Source organism: Proteus hauseri (assembly GCF_040139125.1).
GTDB classification, from domain to species: Bacteria; Pseudomonadota; Gammaproteobacteria; order Enterobacterales; family Enterobacteriaceae; genus Proteus; species Proteus hauseri_B.
In genome coordinates, this window is the sequence record NZ_JBEEUB010000006.1 from 165537 (window position 1) to 184576 (window position 19040).

Annotated in this window: 9 protein-coding genes, 1 tRNA gene and 1 pseudogene; 5 read left to right on the forward strand and 6 right to left on the reverse strand. The window is 41.5% G+C overall.

The genetic code is table 11. The features are described 5' to 3' along the window. Positions 1-15 precede the first annotated feature (15 nt). The 3 genes from ABN099_RS11775 to pepA all read right to left on the reverse strand — a co-directional run bounded on the left by ABN099_RS11775 (position 16) and on the right by pepA (position 5019). Positions 16-2904: a valine--tRNA ligase gene (locus tag ABN099_RS11775; protein WP_349463972.1), complete on the reverse strand. Its 2889-nt coding sequence runs from the start codon at positions 2902-2904 to the stop codon at positions 16-18. A 13-nt stretch (positions 2905-2917) separates the two neighbouring features. Next, the gene (locus tag ABN099_RS11780) at positions 2918-3367 is read right to left on the reverse strand and encodes a DNA polymerase III subunit chi (protein ID WP_349463973.1); all 450 of its coding nucleotides are present in this window, start codon (positions 3365-3367) and stop codon (positions 2918-2920) included. 143 nt (positions 3368-3510) lie between these two features. Continuing rightward, a complete protein-coding gene (gene pepA / locus ABN099_RS11785; protein ID WP_349463974.1) occupies positions 3511-5019 on the reverse strand; it encodes a leucyl aminopeptidase in 1509 nt (502 codons plus the stop codon). A gap of 286 nt (positions 5020-5305) precedes the next feature. On the opposite strand from pepA, the gene lptF reads away from it, so the two are divergent. Both lptF and lptG read left to right on the forward strand, forming a co-directional pair. Beyond that, positions 5306-6403, forward strand: coding sequence for an LPS export ABC transporter permease LptF (gene lptF / locus ABN099_RS11790; RefSeq protein ID WP_349463976.1), 1098 nt, complete (start codon positions 5306-5308; stop codon positions 6401-6403). Then, entirely contained in the window at positions 6403-7482 is a 1080-nt protein-coding gene (gene lptG, locus ABN099_RS11795) for an LPS export ABC transporter permease LptG (protein WP_349463978.1), read from the forward strand. Before lptF ends, lptG begins: the two co-directional genes overlap by 1 nt. Positions 7483-7583: 101 nt before the next feature. Here lptG and ampH read toward each other — a convergent pair whose 3' ends face one another. Next, entirely contained in the window at positions 7584-8813 is a 1230-nt protein-coding gene (ampH, locus tag ABN099_RS11800; RefSeq protein WP_349463979.1) for a D-alanyl-D-alanine-carboxypeptidase/endopeptidase AmpH, read from the reverse strand. 1497 nt (positions 8814-10310) lie between these two features. On the opposite strand from ampH, the gene ABN099_RS11805 reads away from it, so the two are divergent. The 3 genes and pseudogenes from ABN099_RS11805 to ABN099_RS11815 form a co-directional block, all read left to right on the forward strand. Further along, positions 10311-10395, forward strand: a tRNA-Leu gene (locus ABN099_RS11805). Positions 10396-10583: 188 nt separating this feature from the next. Then, positions 10584-11849, forward strand: a complete 1266-nt coding sequence (locus tag ABN099_RS11810) for a tyrosine-type recombinase/integrase (RefSeq protein ID WP_349463980.1) — start codon at positions 10584-10586, stop codon at positions 11847-11849. Between the two features lie 53 nt (positions 11850-11902). Continuing rightward, positions 11903-12183 (forward strand): annotated as a pseudogene (locus tag ABN099_RS11815) (integrase); the annotation flags it as partial. 300 nt (positions 12184-12483) lie between these two features. On the opposite strand, the gene ABN099_RS11820 reads toward ABN099_RS11815, so the two are convergent. After that, positions 12484-14031, reverse strand: a complete 1548-nt coding sequence (locus tag ABN099_RS11820) for a hypothetical protein (protein ID WP_349463981.1) — start codon at positions 14029-14031, stop codon at positions 12484-12486. Beyond that, positions 14031-18989, reverse strand: coding sequence for an AAA domain-containing protein (locus ABN099_RS11825; RefSeq protein WP_349463982.1), 4959 nt, complete (start codon positions 18987-18989; stop codon positions 14031-14033). Before ABN099_RS11825 ends, ABN099_RS11820 begins: the two co-directional genes overlap by 1 nt. Positions 18990-19040 lie beyond the last annotated feature (51 nt).

A 19040-nucleotide genomic window follows, 5' to 3' on the forward strand; every position in this document is an offset into this window, starting at 1 on the left:
TTGCTGATTGTTCACTTACAGTGAAGCGATAGAAATCTTCTGGGCAATCAGTTTTTCTTTCGAACTTAAGCAAGTTGCTAAGCGTTCACGCTCTTTGGCAACAACAGCTTCTGGTGCGCGGCTAACAAAGCCTTCGTTAGATAATTTACTGTCTAAAGTCGTAATCTCTTTTTCAACTTTTTCCAGTTCTTTATCTAAACGAGCTAACTCAACGTCTTTGTCGATAAAACCCGCCATTGGGATCAGTAATTCTGCGCCGTTAACCAGTTTAGTTACTGATAATGGTGCTTCTTCACCTTCTGCTAATGGGCGAATATCTTCTAGACGACCCATCGCTTTTAAGAAGCCAATATTATCACTGACACGACGCTTAGCGGTATCATCAGCACCACGTAAGATAACTTCAAGTGGTTTACCTGGAGAGATATTCATTTCAGCACGAATATTACGTACTGCAACGATAACTTCTTTGATCCACTCAAGATCGTTAAGCGCTTGTTCATCTACTTGTGCTGCATCAAAAGATGGGAAAGGTTGTAACATGATAGTTTCACCTTCAAGTCCTTTCACTTCTTTCACACGCTGCCAGATAGTTTCTGTAATAAATGGAATAATTGGGTGTGCCAGACGCAGTAAACCTTCTAATACTTCAATCAGAGTATGGCGAGCTGCACGTTTTTGCGCATCATTACCTTTATGTACCGCAGGTTTTGATAGCTCAAGATACCAGTCACAGAATTGATTCCATGTGAATTCATATAAAATTCCCGCCGCAATATCGAAACGGTAGTTATCTAACGCTTCGCGATAAGCTTTAACGGTATTATTAAATTCAGCTAAGATCCAACGGTCTGCTAGCGAGAATGTCATTTCCCCACCTTGGTAACCACAATCTTGCTCTTCAGTATTCATCAGAACAAAGCGGCTAGCATTCCATAGCTTATTACAGAAGTTACGGTAACCTGATAGACGTTTCATATCCCAGTTGATATCACGACCTGTAGAGGCTAATGCCGCTAAAGTGAAACGCAGGGCATCTGTACCGTGTGCTTCAATTCCTTCTGGGAACTCTTTGTTAGTACGTTTAGCAATTTTCTCAGCCATTTGTGGCTGCATCATGTTGCCAGTACGTTTTTCTAACAGTGCTTCTAATGAAATACCGTCAATCATATCTAAAGGATCGAGTACGTTACCTTTAGATTTAGACATCTTCTGACCTTCTTCATCACGAATAAGACCAGTCATATACACAGTATTAAATGGGACTTGTGGTTTGCCATCTTCGTCTTTGATGAAATGCATGGTCATCATGATCATGCGCGCAATCCAGAAGAAAATAATATCGAAGCCACTGACTAATACATTCGTTGGGTGGAATGTTTTCAGAGCTTCGGTATTTTCAGGCCAACCTAAGGTTGAGAATGTCCATAGCGCAGAAGAGAACCATGTATCTAATACATCTTCGTCTTGGCGTAATGCAACATCAGCAGCGATGTTATTTTCACGACGAACTTCTTCTTCGTCACGACCAACATAGACATTGCCTTGGTTATCATACCAAGCTGGAATGCGATGACCCCACCACAGTTGACGAGAAATACACCAGTCTTGAATATCATTCATCCAAGAGAAGTACATATTTTCGTACTGTTTTGGTACAAACTGAATATCACCATTTTTAACCGCTTCAACAGCGGGTTTTGCTAAAGGCGCAGCACGAACATACCATTGGTCGGTTAGTAAAGGCTCAATAACAACGCCACCACGGTCGCCGTAAGGTACGGTGAGATCGTGTGGTTTAATCTCTTCTAATAGACCTAATTGCTCAAATTCAGCGACCATCGCTTTACGTGCAGCAAAGCGTTCCATGCCTTGATAGGCTTGTGGAATTTCAGTGCTGTAAACGTCAGACTCAACACCGTTGGTATCTAAAACTTCAGCGCTAACACGAATGTTGCCATCAAAATCCATGATATTAATCATTGGTAACTGATGACGACGTCCCACTTCATAGTCATTAAAGTCGTGAGCAGGCGTGATTTTTACGCAACCCGTGCCTTTTTCCATATCAGCGTGTTCATCCGCTAAAATTGGAATACGACGGTTCACGATAGGCAGAATAATTTCTTTGCCAATTAAATCTTTATAACGTGGATCTTCAGGGTTAACCGCAACACCAGTATCACCTAACATGGTTTCAGGACGTGTTGTTGCTACAATCAGGTAATCTTTACCTTCAGCGGTTTTTGCGCCATCGGCCAATGGATAACGCAGATGCCACATGAAACCTTTTACTTCGCGGTTTTCAACTTCCAGATCAGAAATTGCCGTGTGTAATTTAGGATCCCAGTTAACGAGGCGTTTACCGCGATAGATAAGGTCTTCTTTATGTAAGCGAACAAACGCTTCTTTAACCGCTTTTGATAGACCTTCATCCATGGTAAAGCGCTCGCGCTCCCAATCCACGGAGTTCCCTAAACGACGCATTTGGTTAGAAATATTACCGCCTGATTCAGCTTTCCATTCCCAAATTTTGTCGATAAATGCATCACGACCATAGTCATGACGATTTTTACCTTCTTCAGCAGCGATTTTACGCTCAACCACCATTTGTGTGGCGATACCTGCGTGGTCAGTACCTGATTGCCATAAGGTATTTTTACCTTGCATACGCTGGTAACGGATCATGGTGTCCATAATGGTCTGCTGGAAAGCATGACCCATATGTAGACTACCAGTAACGTTTGGCGGTGGGATAACGATACAGAAGCTTTCCTGAGTCGTATCACCATTAGCTTTAAAATAACCGTTTTTTTCCCAGTGCTGATACAGAGGCTGTTCAATCTCTGCAGGATTATAAGTTGTGTCGAGCGATGGCTCTTTAGGTGCGGATTTATTTTCCATATTCTTTACATATTCAATAGGTTGGCGGCGTAGCCATGGTCAAAGTAAAGCCGACGCTACGATAGATTTTATATCGTTCACGCGCCAACTGTTTCAATTGTTCATCGATAGGTACAAAGTCTATCACTTCATGGAAAGCTGTGGCAAAGTCTGCAAATTGAGATTGCAAATTAATCAAGAGATCACGAGGGGCATTTCCACGTTTACCAGGCCAACATAATTCAACGGGTGCGCCATAACGAGGCCCTTCACCGGCTAAATTATGAGGAACAAATTGATGAGGCTCTCTTGCCCATAGTGCTTCATCAAGTAACTCAGCTTGTGCCTGTGATCCGCAAACGAGCAAAATACGTTTACCTAATCGCCAATGTGTAGCGATAAGTTGACAGGCAAGCCACTCATGAGCCTGTAGATCTTCATGTATTGATGGATGTTCCATTAAATAAAACGTGGCGTTTTTCATGATATCCCGATAACAGAAGGGTATTGCAACGCAATACCCTTCTTTGAGTCTGCTCTATTAACCGTAATAATTAGCTAGCTATTAACTATTAATAAGTCGCTAGCCTATTAGGATAATACCTTTACCCTAATAATTATGCGGTATTAATCGTCGCTATTCAAACCCGCGCGATTAAGTAAGAACTGAGACAGTAAAGAAACCGGACGACCTGTTGCGCCTTTGGCTTTACCAGAACGCCATGCAGTACCTGCGATATCTAAGTGTGCCCAGTTATATTTGGTTGCAAAACGCGCTAAGAAACATCCCGCGGTAATAGCGCCACCTAAGCGACCACCTGTATTTGCTAAATCAGCAAAATTAGATTCGATTTGTTCATAGAACTCCTCGCCTAATGGTAAACGCCATGCACGATCACCCGCTTGTTCTGATGCATTCATTAACTCATGCGCTAATGGATTATGATTTGACATTAATCCACTGTAATGATGCCCAAGAGCAACCATACATGCACCAGTCAATGTTGCGATATCGATAACTAATTCAGGCTCAAAACGTTCTACATACGTTAATGTATCACATAATACTAAACGACCTTCAGCATCGGTATTGAGCACTTCAACGGTCTGACCTGACATTGTAGTGAGGATATCACCAGGACGATAGGCTTTTCCACCTGGCATATTTTCGCAGCCAGCAAGAACACCAATAACGTTAATCGGTAATTGCAACTCAGCAACTACACGCATAACACCATAAACAGTGGCTGCACCGCACATATCATATTTCATCTCATCCATGCCATCAGCAGGTTTGATTGAAATACCACCGGAATCAAAGGTGAGTCCTTTACCTACCAGCACAATAGGGCGAGCTTCAGGATCTTTATTGCCTTTGTATTCGATAATCGACATTAAAGATTCGTTCTGAGAGCCTTGACCTACGGCAAGATAAGCGTTCATGCTCAGCTCTTTCATTTGCTCTTCGCCAATAACACGCGTTGCAACGTTAGGAGCGGTATCTGCTAATTGGCGCGCTTGCGATGCTAAATAAGCGGCATTACAGATATTTGGTGGCATGTTTGCTAAATCTTTACAGGCTTTAATACCTGATGCGATAGCTAAACCGTGAGCAATTGCGCGTTCACCGCTTGGTAACTCGCGACGAGTTGGCACATTAAAGACCATTTTACGCAGTGGTCGGCGTAATTCGGTTTTATTACTTTTCAGTTGATCAAAGGTATAGAGGCAATCTTTTGCAGTCTCGACAGCTTGACGTACTTTCCAGTAATTATTACGGCCTTTAACATGTAACTCAGTCAGAAAGCAGACTGCTTCCATTGAGCCCGTCTCATTGAGCGTATTAATTGTTTTCTGAATGATCTGTTTATACTGACGTTCATCCAGCTCACGCTCTTTACCACAACCAATGAGTAAAACGCGCTCAGAGAGAACATTTGGTACATGGTGAAGCAGCAATGACTGGCCGACTTTACCTTCCAGTTCACCTCGGCGTAATAAGGCGCTGATGTAGCCATCGCTGATTTTATCTAGTTGCTCCGCTATCGGAGATAAACGACGAGGCTCAAACACCCCCACGATAATACAAGCGCTGCGTTGTTTCTCTGGGCTGCCGCTTTTTACATTAAACTCCATGCGTTCTCCTGAATATTAAAGACAAAGACGGAAAGTATCGTTTAGAATAACGATCCGCATTAATCTACCCCATAGAAAGTTTACTTTTTATGTTAAGCTAAATGCATTAATTGAACACAACTAATTTAGCTAACTTATAAGCTTGTTCTTATTGGGAACCTGTTTATAGCATGTTTTGATATCATTTGGGCTGCAAGAATGTCTAACTGAGATGCGCAAATGATAGATAGACAACGAAGTTAGCGATTTTCCTGCAAAAAGACAAGTTTTCACAGGCATAACTAGCGTGATTATAATTCGATATTTAGCTCGGGAAACCCTTAAAAGTCAGATAGCCATCTTATTTATTTTGATGCTGATTTTTTTTAGCCAAAAGCTGGTTGAAATTTTAGGGGCAGCAGTAGAAGGGAATATCCCTACTAATCTTGTGATTTCTCTGCTGTGGCTGGGAATACCAGAGATGGCACAGCTTATTCTTCCATTAAGCCTTTTTCTTGGGCTCTTGATGACTTACAGCAAACTTTATGTTGAAAGTGAGATAACCGTCATGAATGCGTGTGGAATAGGTAAAAAGGCATTAGTGCAAGCTGCACTTCTGCTCTCATTACTGACAACCGCATTAGCCGCAGGGAATGTTATTTGGCTTATTCCTTGGTCATCGGTACACCAAGAGACGGTACTCGAAGATGCGAAAGCAAATCCAAGTTTAGCGGCGTTGATGGAAGGGCAATTTAAAATGTCCAGTGATCGCAATATGGTGCTTTATCTTGGTAGTGTAAAAGGAAATCAGTTCCAAGATATTTTCCTTGCACAAGTGCGACCAACACAAGATCAACGTCCATCTGTGGTGGTTGCAGATAAGGGCTATACCAAAGAATTACCAAACGGTAATCAAATTGTGGTCTTAAGTGAAGGTACTCGCTACGAAGGTACAGCGGTATTGCGTGATTTTCGTGTGACTGATTTTACTGATTATCAAGCAGTAATTGGGCATCATGAATCAACTATCAACAGTAACCGTGTTGAACAAAAAACCATGTCTGAGCTTTGGCACTCAACTGAAACGGAATCCATTGCAGAATTCCATTGGCGATTAACACTGATTTTCTCGGTGGTCATAATGGCAGTAATGGTGGTGCCTTTAAGTGAGGTAAACCCTCGCCAAGGACGCGTGTTAAGCATGTTGCCAGCAATGTTGCTCTATTTGGTCTTTTTCTTATTACAAAGTTCACTGCGTTCAAGTGGTGAGAAAGGAAAAGTAGACCCTTTAATTGCAATGTGGGCAGTAAATGGCGCTTACATGGCATTGGCTATCTTATTTAATATTTGGGATACCTTGCCAATGCGTAAACTACGCGCTCGCTTTAAGAAAGGAGTTGCCTGATGTTTGGTGTATTAGATAGATATATCGGGCGTACCATATTGCAGTCTATTTTAATGACGCTTTTTTTACTGGTATCACTCTCCGGCATTATTAAGTTTGTCGATCAACTGCGTAAAGTTGGGCAAGGCGATTTTACTACTTTAGATGCGGGTGTTTATGCCATTTTAAACATCCTAAAAGATGTACAAATTTTCTTCCCTATGGCGGCATTACTCGGTGCACTATTGGGATTAGGCGCTCTTGCAACACGTAGTGAGCTGGTGGTCATGCAAGCTTCAGGCTTTACTCGTTTGCAAATTGCAGGCTCAGTAATGAAAACGGCAATACCGTTAGTGTTACTTACTGTGTTAATTGGCGAATGGGGTGCACCACAAGGCGAACAGTATGCACGTAACTATCGTGCAGAGAAAATCATGGGTAACTCTTTGGTTTCAACTAATCGTGGTATGTGGGCGAAAGACGGTAATCAGTTTATTTATATCAACCGAATTAAAAGTCAAAATGAGATGCAAGGTGTGTCACTGTACGACTTTAATGATAATAGAAAGCTGATATCTGTTCGATATGCCGCGAGTGCAACTTATGATAGCGCGAAAAAAACGTGGGTATTAAAACAAGTTGAAGAGTCAAATTTAAGTAATGAGCAACAAATCACGGGTAAAAAGCAGGTTTCACTAGAGTGGAATACACGATTGACGCCTGAAAAACTCAGCGTTGTGGCGTTAGATCCTGATGCTCTATCCATTAGTGGTTTATATCAGTACGTTAAATATTTAAAACAGAGTGGGCAAGAGTCTGGTAACTATGAACTGAACTTTTGGAAAAAAATCTTCGCACCTATCTCTGTTGCAGTGATGATGTTGATGGCATTGTCATTTATTTTTGGACCATTACGTACTGTACCGATGGGATTAAGGGTTGTAACAGGCATCGCCTTCGGCTTCTTGTTCTATATCGTTAATGAAGTTTCTGGTCGATTAAGTTTGGTCTACGGCATTCCGGCAGTTGTCGCAGCTTTAGTACCAGGAATATTATTCCTCACTCTCAGTCTTTGGTTATTGATGAGACGTAATCGCTAAAAATAAAAGTACGATATCAGTTTAAATAAAAAGCGCCTTAGAGTTTTTTTATCTCCAAGGCGCTTTCTTTTTGTTCGCTATTTTAATGATGCTTTCTGTTGTTACTGATAAAAATCTTTTGCTAGAGCGCGAACAAGGGCGTTGGTGCCTTGTGTTACTTCACTAAATTTAGTGCCGTTTGGTTTACGCGTTATCACCACAAATACACCGATGTTGAGCTCAGGAATGGTTGCCATATAAGTATTAAATCCACCACCACCCCCTGTCTTTTGGTAAATAGCAGGAATACCATTTGCTGGTGCCATATAAACCCAGCCTAAACCTACACCATCAGCACGACCTGCAACATCCATACCTTCAATCGAAGAGAGTTGATTACGCGGAAAATAGATCGATTGCTCTTTACTTGCAGTCGCTTTTCTCATGGCATTGTGTGAGGTTAAAAAGCCTTGCATCCAGCGTTGCATATCCGCAGGGGTTGAATAAACGCCACCACTACCAGCGGCTGCTAGTGTGTCTGAACACGGACTTGGACGATAACCAACTAATAAGCGCTGACACTGTGCTGAAGTTGGTGTGAGAGTGGTATCTCTCATACCAGCAGGTTGAGCGACATATTGTTGTAATAACTGAGGATAACTTTTACCTGATGCTTTGATTAACGCGTCAGCAAGAAGGTCATAAGCCAAATTAGAATAAGCTGCCTCATTACCAGCAGGTGACGTTAATGTGGCTTTTTTCAACCAATTCCAGCGATCACTATGAGTAGGCCAGATAAAAACAGGTCGCCCCCATTTTCCACCGGGTTGTTCACGAGGAAAACCACTAGTGTGGCTAGCTAAATGATAAAGGCGGATAGGCGATTGTGAACTAACTAATGGGATATTAACGCCATAATAATTATACTTCTGCAAAGGATCGGTCACTAACAGCTTACCTTCGTCTTGCAGTTTCAGCATAATTTCACTGGTCATTAATTTGGTTATCGAGGCGATACGGATAAGGGAGTTCATTGAAGGCGCATTACGACTTTCAGGTGTTGTGGTACCGAATGCTCGATTCATTGCGTGATCGTTATTGATCATCACTATTACCATGCCTTGTGGATTACTTTTTTGATAAATTTGCGATGCGTATTTATCAAACAGTGCAGTGGCATTTCTGGTATTTGGCGTTAATGTTGTTGGCCACTGTGTAAGCTCTGGTACATTTTTGCTAAATGTAGCAGAAGGGAGTGTTGTTGCTGGTGGTATTGATGATCGCTGGCTACAAGCATTTAGCGTTAGCATGGCAAGAGGGAGCAATAGATACTTCAGAAAATGTTTTTTCATTTTTACGATCAACAAAGTAAGTGAGTAGAAAGAGTATGAGCAACATAAATCCGTTTATGTTCTGGTTTTCGCTGTTTTCGTCGTGCTACTTCTTGTTTTTATTTATTATTTTCAGTACGGCGCCTAATATAATACCAACAAACATCCCCGTTATAATCCAGCCAACAATACCCATAACACCCCCGTCTTATCAGATTTAAACCAAATTTTGATTATATTATCAGAAATAAGAATGTCTATCAGTGCAAGTGTGAGTTAACAAAAATATAAAGGCAAATGTGTCAAATTGTCATAGCTCAAGATCTTTTTAAGGGTTAACGCATCGCAAAAAGAGAATAAATACACTTTTTTGTTTTTGTTATCATCGAAAAAAGAGATTAGTATTACAGTTAAGTTACAATCTCACTCTAATTTCTGCTATTTCCCCTTAAACATTAGCTTTTCTTTATTATTAAGTTAGCATATGTTTATCAAGAAAATGTTAATTAACAGTGTTATTGTCTAATTTAAGGTAAATATTTGGTGTTTAAGTCTTATTGTTATCTTTTTTGGATGTATATTGTGTGGATATATAAAGGTAATATAGGAGTGTGTCATATTTTGTAATAATTTATCCATTGTGAGATTCAGAAATTAAACTTATTATAGATTCATCGAGTCAGGGGCAGTAAAGCGTTTTAAAATAGAGCAAAGATAACACAGCAAATAATAGAGCCTTAATAAAGTAAGTTATAATTAATAATAGAGTCGTTGTCTCACTTTATTATATATTAATTTAGATATTCCTTTGAATGCGCCATAAAGTACCTTTATATTAGAAATTAAGTTCCTATGTTTTAATAAAGTTATGCCTTGTATCAAAAGTAAGTACTTTTGTTTTAGTAAGAAGTACCTTTATATTAGAAAGTAAGTTCCTTTGTTTTAATAGAGTTATGCCTTGTATCAAAAGTAAGTTCCTTTGTTTTAGTAAGAAGTACCTTTATATTAGAAAGTAAGTACCTTTGTTTTAGTAAGAAGTACCTTGAATTAAAAAATAAGTTCCTATGTATTAATAAAATATAACTACCATCTTCCTCACACCAGGGAAGAAAGGGCAGTGACGCTAAAATAATAATTTATAGTCATTAGAATAAAACTAAGCCCTCTATTAGAAGTACTATTGGATCAAAACACTAACCCAAGTTTTGATCCTTTTTTTATTTATCGATATATAAAATATTTTATATCGGTATATTGATTTAAATAAATAAGATGTTATTGATAAATTAATAATGTTTATTTCTATCCTAGATTAAGGATTAAGGATTAAGGATTAAGGATTAAGGATTAAGGATTAAGATGAGCTAACTATTGATAAAAAGAGGAAATAGAAGATTTTATAAACATCAAAAGCAAGAAATGCACTTTTTTTCGCCAATCAGTCTGAAAATCAACAATAATTGTTGCTAGGCTACTTAACGCAAGTATAATGGGCGGGTTTTCCAAGTACACTTCAGTGCCGGAGTGGCGAAATTGGTAGACGCAGTTGATTCAAAATCAACCGCCTTCGGGTGTGCCGGTTCGAGTCCGGCCTTCGGCACCATAAGAACATCAAGAGACGTCAACCGACGTCTTTTTTTGTATCTGAAATCCCAGTTTTACAAGGCTTTTCCCCACTTTTCAGTCTTCCCAAGTATACTAAGGTCAACCCACATCAAGTACCTATTGTTGGTATATGTGTTGGTATCTCTCGATTCGATAATAGTTTGTACCAACAGAAGGAGATAAATCATGGCTCTTACTGATGCTAAAGTCAGGGCTGCCAAGCCTTTGGATAAATCGTATAAATTGACCGATGGTGATGGTATGCACTTGATGGTACATACCAACGGCTCAAAATATTGGCGTTTACAGTATCGCTTTGGCGGTAAGCAAAAAATGTTAGCGCTGGGTGTTTATCCTGATATTTCACTCGCAGAAGCCAGAGAGAAAAGAGATGCCGCCAGAAAGTTAATTGCTAATGGATTTGATCCAAGCGAAAAACGTAAAGAAGTGAAAGAAGAACAGCAAAAGGAATTTAATACCTTTGAGAAGGTAGCTCGTGATTGGCATGCAACCAATAAGAAATGGTCGGAAGGGCATAGCCATAGAGTCCTCAAAAGCCTTGAGGACAATATCTTTACTGCTATTGGTAAACGCAATATTGCCGAACTAAAAACTCGTGATCTACTTGAACCGATTAAAGCCGTAGAGATGTCTGGACGTCTTGAGGTGGCAGCACGTTTACAACAGCGTGTAACAGCCATCATGCGCTATGCAGTACAAAGTGGTTTAATCGACTATAACCCAGCCCAAGATATGGCTGGCGCAGTTGCTACTGGTAAACGAGTCCATAGAGCAGCCTTAGAGCTTAAACGTCTACCTGAGTTCTTACAACGCATCGATGATTATAAGGGAAGGCCTTTAACTAAACTTGCAGTCAAACTCACCTTGTTAGTCTTCATTCGTTCCAGTGAACTACGCTTCGCCCGTTGGGATGAAATTGATTTTGAAAATGCCATGTGGACGATCCCTGCTGAACGCGAAGTGATAGAAGGGGTTAAGCACTCTCATCGCGGATCAAAAATGCGTACTACTCACTTAGTGCCTTTAAGCCGACAAGCGATTGAGATCTTAAAACAGATTTATCAATTCAGCGGTAACCACGAACTAATCTTTATCGGCGATCATAATCCTAGAAAACCCATGAGTGAAAATACAGTAAACAACGCATTACGTGTGATGGGGTATGACACTAAGACAGAAGTGTGTGGGCATGGTTTCAGAACGATGGCATGTAGTTCGTTGATTGAGTCAGGCTTGTGGTCGAAGGATGCAGTAGAAAGGCAAATGAGCCATCAAGAGCGCAATTCAGTGAGGGCGGCTTATATTCATAAAGCTGAACATATTGAGGAAAGGCGGCTGATGGTGCAGTGGTGGGCTGATTATCTGGATGTGAATAGGCAGAAAGAAATTTCGCCGTTTAGTTTTGCGAAATTAAACAATGAGATAGTGTGAGGTATGCAGATACGGTTTTACATGCCTTGCTAAATACTCATCAAAAGCTGGTCAGTAAAGAAAGCATAAATCAGGTTTTTAATTGCTTGAGTATGAGGGAAGGCTAACAGGACATGGTTCCAGCCACGAGATGGGGACTATCTTGTATGAGAAAGGTTTTAACTTAACATGGTTTGAAACCCAGATCGCATATATCGATAAGAACGCAATCCGTGGCACGTACAATCACGCTCAGTATATGGATGGACGCAGAGAAATGATGCAGTGGTATGCGAATTACATGGATGAGCTGGAGGGGAGTTTGGGTAATGTGGTGAGTGTAAATTTTAAGTAATAATTAGCCATCTTTATGTCTATATGTAAGGATGGCTAGCCATATGGATTTATTTTTTTATGAAAATTTGTTATTCATTCTCGATGATATTAAACCCCTAAAAGTAAACGGTGCTTTCTATTGGAGTACCTCACAGAGTCACTAACTCCAACCATTCAAAATACCCAGAGCAGTACAAATTTGGTCATCTTAGCATTATCTTATTGGATATCAATAATGCGACTCACCGATTTCTTTGCCTCAAGTTAATTAGTAGCTATTTAATCAATACATTTACTATACCTGATTGAAATACAAGTGTTATTTACGTAGCGATAGAATTGCTCGTGCAGTTTCACCGCGGTCAACAATGTGCTTTTGGAGGATTGCAGTTTTTACGTCTTCACCACTCTTTTTATCTAGTTTAATCAGAAGCTCAATAGGTAATAGCGAAGTTAAATTTTCAAGTTTATATTCAGACCAATTGATGATTGCAGTTGCCCCTTCAACTCGTTTAATCATTAGGTTTTTAAGTAATTCTAAACGCTCAGGTTTAACGGTTATATAACCAATAGGCAGGGTTAATGCACTATCAGAATTAGGTTGACCGTGGTATTGCACCAAAGCAATCACATCAGGAATTAAGAGTATCTCCAAACGATCAAACTTAGCCTCTGAAGTAAGGCCAATACCGGTAGGAAAACGACCAATGTGTCGCTTACGTTCTTGACGTTTCTCACCTTCATCAGCGCTTGGGTGTAAAAGCGAAATGCGAGCAATTTTATCGTCGGCATAATTGCCAAGGATATCGCTAAGATCGCGATTAAAACGCGAAAGTTGGCTGCCATTAGCTCCCCAAAGTGGTACTTTACTGCTATACCACACGGCCTTTGGAGTTGTTTTACCTATATAATCACGTAATGCATTATGCAACATACTAATGAACAGCTTAGAGTTGTGCGGCAAATAAACAGCCCCTAACATGCCGGTAGTCAATGAAGTACCGTAGCCAGTTTTCCGTTGTTCGCGAGCCTCTATCCAGCCGGAATAGTCGAACTTATAACCATTAGCAAATTGTAACAACACTTTATCATTTGCTAGTTTACAGAAATCTTCACAGTCGATACCAAATTCATCTAGTTTATGTTCTCCCAAAAAATCTGCGATATGAGCCTCCAGCTCGTTTGAAAGCGGCAGCCGGGTGTTACCTAAATATTCATAGGAGCGAGTAAATTTCTGCGGCTCAATGCTACCAGCAGAAGCATCGTAGCTAACCTCTATCTCTATTGGGAGCTGCACCATCTCATGCGAACTACAGCCCATTATCTTATATAATCTAGTCCTTTGACGCTCATACTCGCTGTTGCGGCTGAGCAAAAGATGGTGGCGAAACTGGGAGCTAAAAGCCTCTGTTACCGCAGCAGCATCTCCCCCAATCTGATGCCGAGGCAATAGCTCTGGCAGTCCAGAAGTAAAACGCCGATTCGGTTGCGGTTTACATATCGAAAGAGTTAGTAGGTCGAATGCCACTTCCTCCGTACGTTCTTGATACTTAACTAAACTTGGCTTTCCACCATTACTATCTGCATGCTTACGTAGGAATGAGCTAGCCTCAATATGCCCATCTGGGTTAATGTTGATCAGTCTGTTAGCCAGCAAGCCATCAAGCAATATCTCTCGTTCACGATCGGTTAGACCAAAGTAATTCTGTAACTCGCTGGGATAGAGCTGATCAAAAATCAGCAGCAAGCGACATGCAAACTGTTCAATTCCAGGCATCAGTTTTTCAGTGGTCAAAGCGCAGTTGATCTTGTAACTACGCGCAGGTAGTAAAACGGTAATCAGATTACCCAGACGTGGTTCTGACATTAGTTGTTATCTCCAAGCAGACTTTGACCACACAGGATTTGGTAGCTGGGTTCATCTACGGCAACCTGTTTACTTATAAATTCATGAACGTTTCCAAGTGCTGAATCATTATTGGTCTTTGACCACATACGCCTAGCTCCCAGAATCAATAACCTTTCTTGAGCTCGCGAAATAGCAACGTTTATTCGCGGCGCATCGCGCAGGAAACCTTGTAGTTTGTTGGGATTATCGCGAACCAGACTAAGGATAATTATCTTGTTCTCCTGGCCCTGATATGAATCAACGGTATCGATCTTAATCAAACTACGCAACGATGCTGCCCATTCAGCCCGACTGATAGCATTGTCAATTTCCTCTTTTTGCTGACGATACATTGTGATTATACCAATAGGATATGGCTGCTCTGTGGTAATAGTTTGCTTAAGCTGTGCAATGCAGTCATCGCTCGACAATGACTGCAAAGCCTCTAACAGTAGCCGGACTTCTCGCTGATTATAGTAACGGCCATTACCCTTATGCTCTTCTGCACCTGCTTCATTAGGGCTCGAACTATCGATCCAAGTAACAGTTTTGTTCCAGGGACTTGGTAACTCGGAATACCAATCTGGCGAGACTTTCCTCGATGAATGCAGTTTACCGATATCTTGAGCGTAAAAGCACTCCGATACTAACTCACCAATTGGTTCTACCATTCGATATTGAGTATCGAGTGTTACGCCGTCTGTTGCTTTAAAAGCACGTTCAAAATCAGACTCGTAAAAGATCCCTTTCCCGAGTTCTAACTTCTTAGAGGCTAACTTAAGATGCTGTTGATGATAGAATGGTGGCAATTGTTTATGATCCCCTACCAGTAACACTCGCTTGCCTGATTGCAGCGCTACCATCAATTCAGCAGCTTGTGCTCGGCCAGCCTCATCTACTATTACCCAATCAAAACTGGACTCAGCTAGCTCTAGTCGACGATTCCCAACACCAACAAGAGTTCCGCAAACCAATCGCTTACTTTTGAACATAAATCGATCAAATCCAGCCTCGCCGCCGCGTAATACATCCATCCACTCTTGGCTCATTTCCAATAGCTGCATAAAACGTTCAAGGTTCTCTGGATTGTTATAACTGCATTGTATGGCAATTTGCTCAGCCAACTGTCTTATCAAGGCCTCATCATAGACGAGAGTTTTCAGCAAGCTGTCATCGAATATTGAGTTAATAATTTCTTGTGTTCGCAGTTTAAGCTGATTGCTTTGTTCTAATAATTCAGTCAGTCGCTCTTGATGACTAATACTACTACTCTTTGTCTGTTCTACTTTATCCAGCTCACGGCTATATTGGCCATATGTCACCATCAAGGGATTCAGCGTACGATGTAACTGACATAACTGTTTGACTAATAATGGAGCCATCCCTAGACGCTTTCCTAGGGAGCTAACTCGCAGGTCATATTCACGGTGAAATTTATGCTGAATCTGTCGCTGAAGAGCTTTAGTTGCAACACTTAGCATACCCTCATCAATCATAAGTTCATTACCAATACGTACTGTATCCAGTTCCATTCCTTTTGTATGGCAGAGCTCTCGAGCCTTGATGGCTACATTATCAACAGACGCATGGGATTGGCCGACCAGAAGAATATTATTCACACCGCAATGTTGATACAGATAGTGAATAAATTTTGAAATAAAAGTTGTTTTACCTGTTCCTGGCGGTCCCTGCAGAACTCCAACAGGTCCCAACTCGACCAACTGTTGAAACGCCATGAGCTGCTGTTCATTAAAACGTTGTCCAGGCTGATCATAAAGCTCGCGTAATGTATCTGCGGATGGCCGCGGTTGCATTTGCTGCATGCAGGGTTTCTGGTGGTAATCAAAATACTGTGGCAGATGCTGGATCTCTGCTTTGTTTTCAATTACTCGTTGAAGGGCTCTTTGACGCAACTCTCTTGATGATTTGTCACGGATCGACTCCAATTGTAGCTGGCTGCCGCTACTAATTCGCTTACGAGCAGCATCGAAATCAAAGCGAATAGCCAATAGATTCGGCGTAGTCTCACTTAGCCGCAACTCCCCTAACTGCACTGATTCACGCTTATCTTTAATATAAACAATGATCTTATCATCAAGTTCAAAGCTGAGGTCAGCACCGGATTCCGTAGTATATGGGTAGAGTAAGCAACCACTTGGTGATTCCTGAAAGTCAGTTGAATCGATATTGACTATATCTCGTAGGTCTACTTCTGTGTCAGACAATGCCTGCCACAACTCAACTGGACTTGACTCACTACTATCGAAGTCATCTTCATCCATCTCTTGATTAGGATTAGCTCGCTCAATGATGGCGTCAATTACTGGCTCGAGATTAAACAGTAGTTCAATAAAAGTATTACGCTGATTAAGTGAGCCACGCTGTAATGAAAGTTGAGTATTAATTTTAGCCTGGGAATATTTACCAGCCTTTATACTTTCTTCGATCGATAATCCTTTTTCATACACTATTCTATTAATAGTGCGATTATCAGGATCCAGGTCTACCAATAGCCGCTCACCTAGGCCAGTGATGTAACAACGCAATTCATGCGCAAAGCGTGGGTTAGCTGACCAGTTACATTGAAAATGATAGACCCCATCATTTTGTTCTAGAAGCTTCACTTCTTGCGGCCAATCATCTGCGCCCCAGCAAACAGGAATTACCTTATCTTGTGACTCAGACTCCACAACTTGCTTAATCTCAGCTTGTTCCGGTGCTCGAAGTGACTGCAGTAAAGGATCGAGCGCGATAGGTATACCGTCAACGGTTTGCTTTGCACGTTCTAACTCAGCTTGCACCAGTACTGGCATATCTTCACTAAATAGCTCCTCCACCATACGATATACTGCAAAGCAATCTCGCCCAAAAGCATCAGTACTTTCAGGATTATCTGGCTGGTAGCGATTATCTGCAGTTAATTCATCACTGAATTCAAGCAATCCAATCAGGGTAATTGCTGTCTGCTCCCCGACTTGTACCAGCAGTTTCTCTGGGCAAAGATCTCCATGAGGTAACTGCTTTTCATGAAAAGCATGAATGGTGTTGATCAACGTCTCCGCAATTGTGAAACGTTGGGATTGTTCTAACACGCTCTCAGCAATAAACTGTGACCACGGTAGACCATCCACATACTCGCTCACTACATACAAGCCGCCTTGTCCTAATAGTCCACAGGACTGCACCTTAGGAGTTGGCAGGTTTATATGCGTAAGCTTATCGATTCGCTGCTTAAAAGCGTGGATACGGCGGTTAACACCAGGTTGCTGAGGATTCAAAATCACGCCATCCCACAATTTTATCTGCAGGGCTTTTCCACCTTGTTCACAGTGATAACTGATGCTGCCAGTCGTAGCAATAGCAGCAAGAGCAGGGTAAACCATAGACAACTGTTCAGGAAGCGGAGGAAACTCAATTAACACACCAACGCTGTTCATCCCTTCGCGAAAGAATTTGTTTTGCTTTAACTCTTGATAAATCTGGTTAGCTTCATCAAATTCTTGGCTATGTTCCTTAGTAGCCGCATTAAACTCATTGAGCATTATGTCCGCACGTGGAAAGCGTTTACTTGGCTCAAGGTTAAGAGCTTGTTCAAACCAGCTATTTAAAATACCGCTAAAAGGATCAGTTAATGGAGCTCGCCATTCAGGCATCTGTTCAGGAGTCAGTAATGATTCGCCTGCAAAACAAATACGATAAGCAATTACAGCCAACATGAATACATCTAGGCGATAGGGCTCAACTGCTTCTTCAAAAGCATCTTCGGGCAAAGTATATGGAGCACTTTGCAATGTCGGACGTAATGCCTCCAGGCTATTATGTCCCTCCAGCGAGGCTGCGCCAAAACCAGTAACGACAATGCTCTTTTGATCCCCTGCGTACCATAGATTGTGTGGGTCAATATCACAATGACCGATACCTAGGCTATGTAATTCAGAGAATGGAGCCAATAATGCACGAACGCGATCAATACGATCAGACTTACTCCACCCGTCAGCTTCGCTATCTAGTATCTCATCCAATCGGCTAAAACTACGGCGTAACTCATACAGCTCACGGGCATCATCAGTTATATCCTCCTCGGATAGTTCCCTTACCGCACGCAACATATAATCCTGCATAGTTGCACTGCCATGACGAACTAAGCGACCTACTCGGGTCTCACGCAGAGCTATCTCAGCCCACAATGTTTGCATTGCGTTTGCTACACCCAAGGCATCAAAGTTCCACTGACGTAGCAGACCTCTGTGTTGACTATTGTCTTTGTGGGTAGCCCTGAATTCGTTGTAGACCATGTGAGGGTGACTAAAGAATGGCTTATCGTTCGCAAGATAACCGCTTTCTTTAAGTGGTAAAGGCCTGACTTTTGGGCCTTCAAAGAAGGACTTAATGATCGGTAATGCCTCATCTGAATTTGGCCGAGGCTTTCCCCCCTCAAAAAGATGAGAAAAGTTAGTGTCTTGCACCAGCTTTTCGTAATTTTTGGGGTTGCCTATAGTCAAGAATTCATCACGGGTATGAACATAGCGACTCTCACTTGATGGCAAGTTCTCAGGACCTGCAGTGCCACACAGCACTACATGAGCCTCAACATGCAAAAAGTAACCCAACTTACGAGATAGCTCTTCCTGCAACAAATCTTTTAGTCGCAATGCATGCTCACGCTTGATCTGATAGGGACTTTTGCCTCGTGGCTTACCATTTTGCAGCCACTTCCCCCCTTCGTATGTGATGTTACCATTCCACTCTTTAAGCTCGACTAATAGCAGCCGGTCAGCAGTAATAATTAGCGTATCGATTTCCATCGATCCTTGGCTATCAGTAACAACCAAGCCAGCATAGCCAAACCAACTATCTGGTAACTGCTTAACCATTATATCAACTGTTTTGGTTTCGCTGCGGTGCAGGCCTGCACCACCTACTATCTGATACTTCACGTTTTCTCCTGCACCACTAAATTTTTGTTGGTGGTAGTCAAGTAAAAATGG

What these genes read in the sequence shown, in the direction of transcription:
- ABN099_RS11775 (WP_349463972.1), bottom strand. Translation starts at nt 2,904, where the DNA reads ATGGAAAATAAATCCGCACCTAAAGAGCCATCGCTCGACACAACTTAT.
- ABN099_RS11780 (WP_349463973.1), bottom strand. Translation starts at nt 3,367, where the DNA reads ATGAAAAACGCCACGTTTTATTTAATGGAACATCCATCAATACATGAA.
- pepA (WP_349463974.1), bottom strand. Translation starts at nt 5,019, where the DNA reads ATGGAGTTTAATGTAAAAAGCGGCAGCCCAGAGAAACAACGCAGCGCT.
- lptG (WP_349463978.1), top strand. Translation starts at nt 6,403, where the DNA reads ATGTTTGGTGTATTAGATAGATATATCGGGCGTACCATATTGCAGTCT.
- ampH (WP_349463979.1), bottom strand. Translation starts at nt 8,813, where the DNA reads ATGAAAAAACATTTTCTGAAGTATCTATTGCTCCCTCTTGCCATGCTA.
- ABN099_RS11810 (WP_349463980.1), top strand. Translation starts at nt 10,584, where the DNA reads ATGGCTCTTACTGATGCTAAAGTCAGGGCTGCCAAGCCTTTGGATAAA.
- ABN099_RS11820 (WP_349463981.1), bottom strand. Translation starts at nt 14,031, where the DNA reads ATGTCAGAACCACGTCTGGGTAATCTGATTACCGTTTTACTACCTGCG.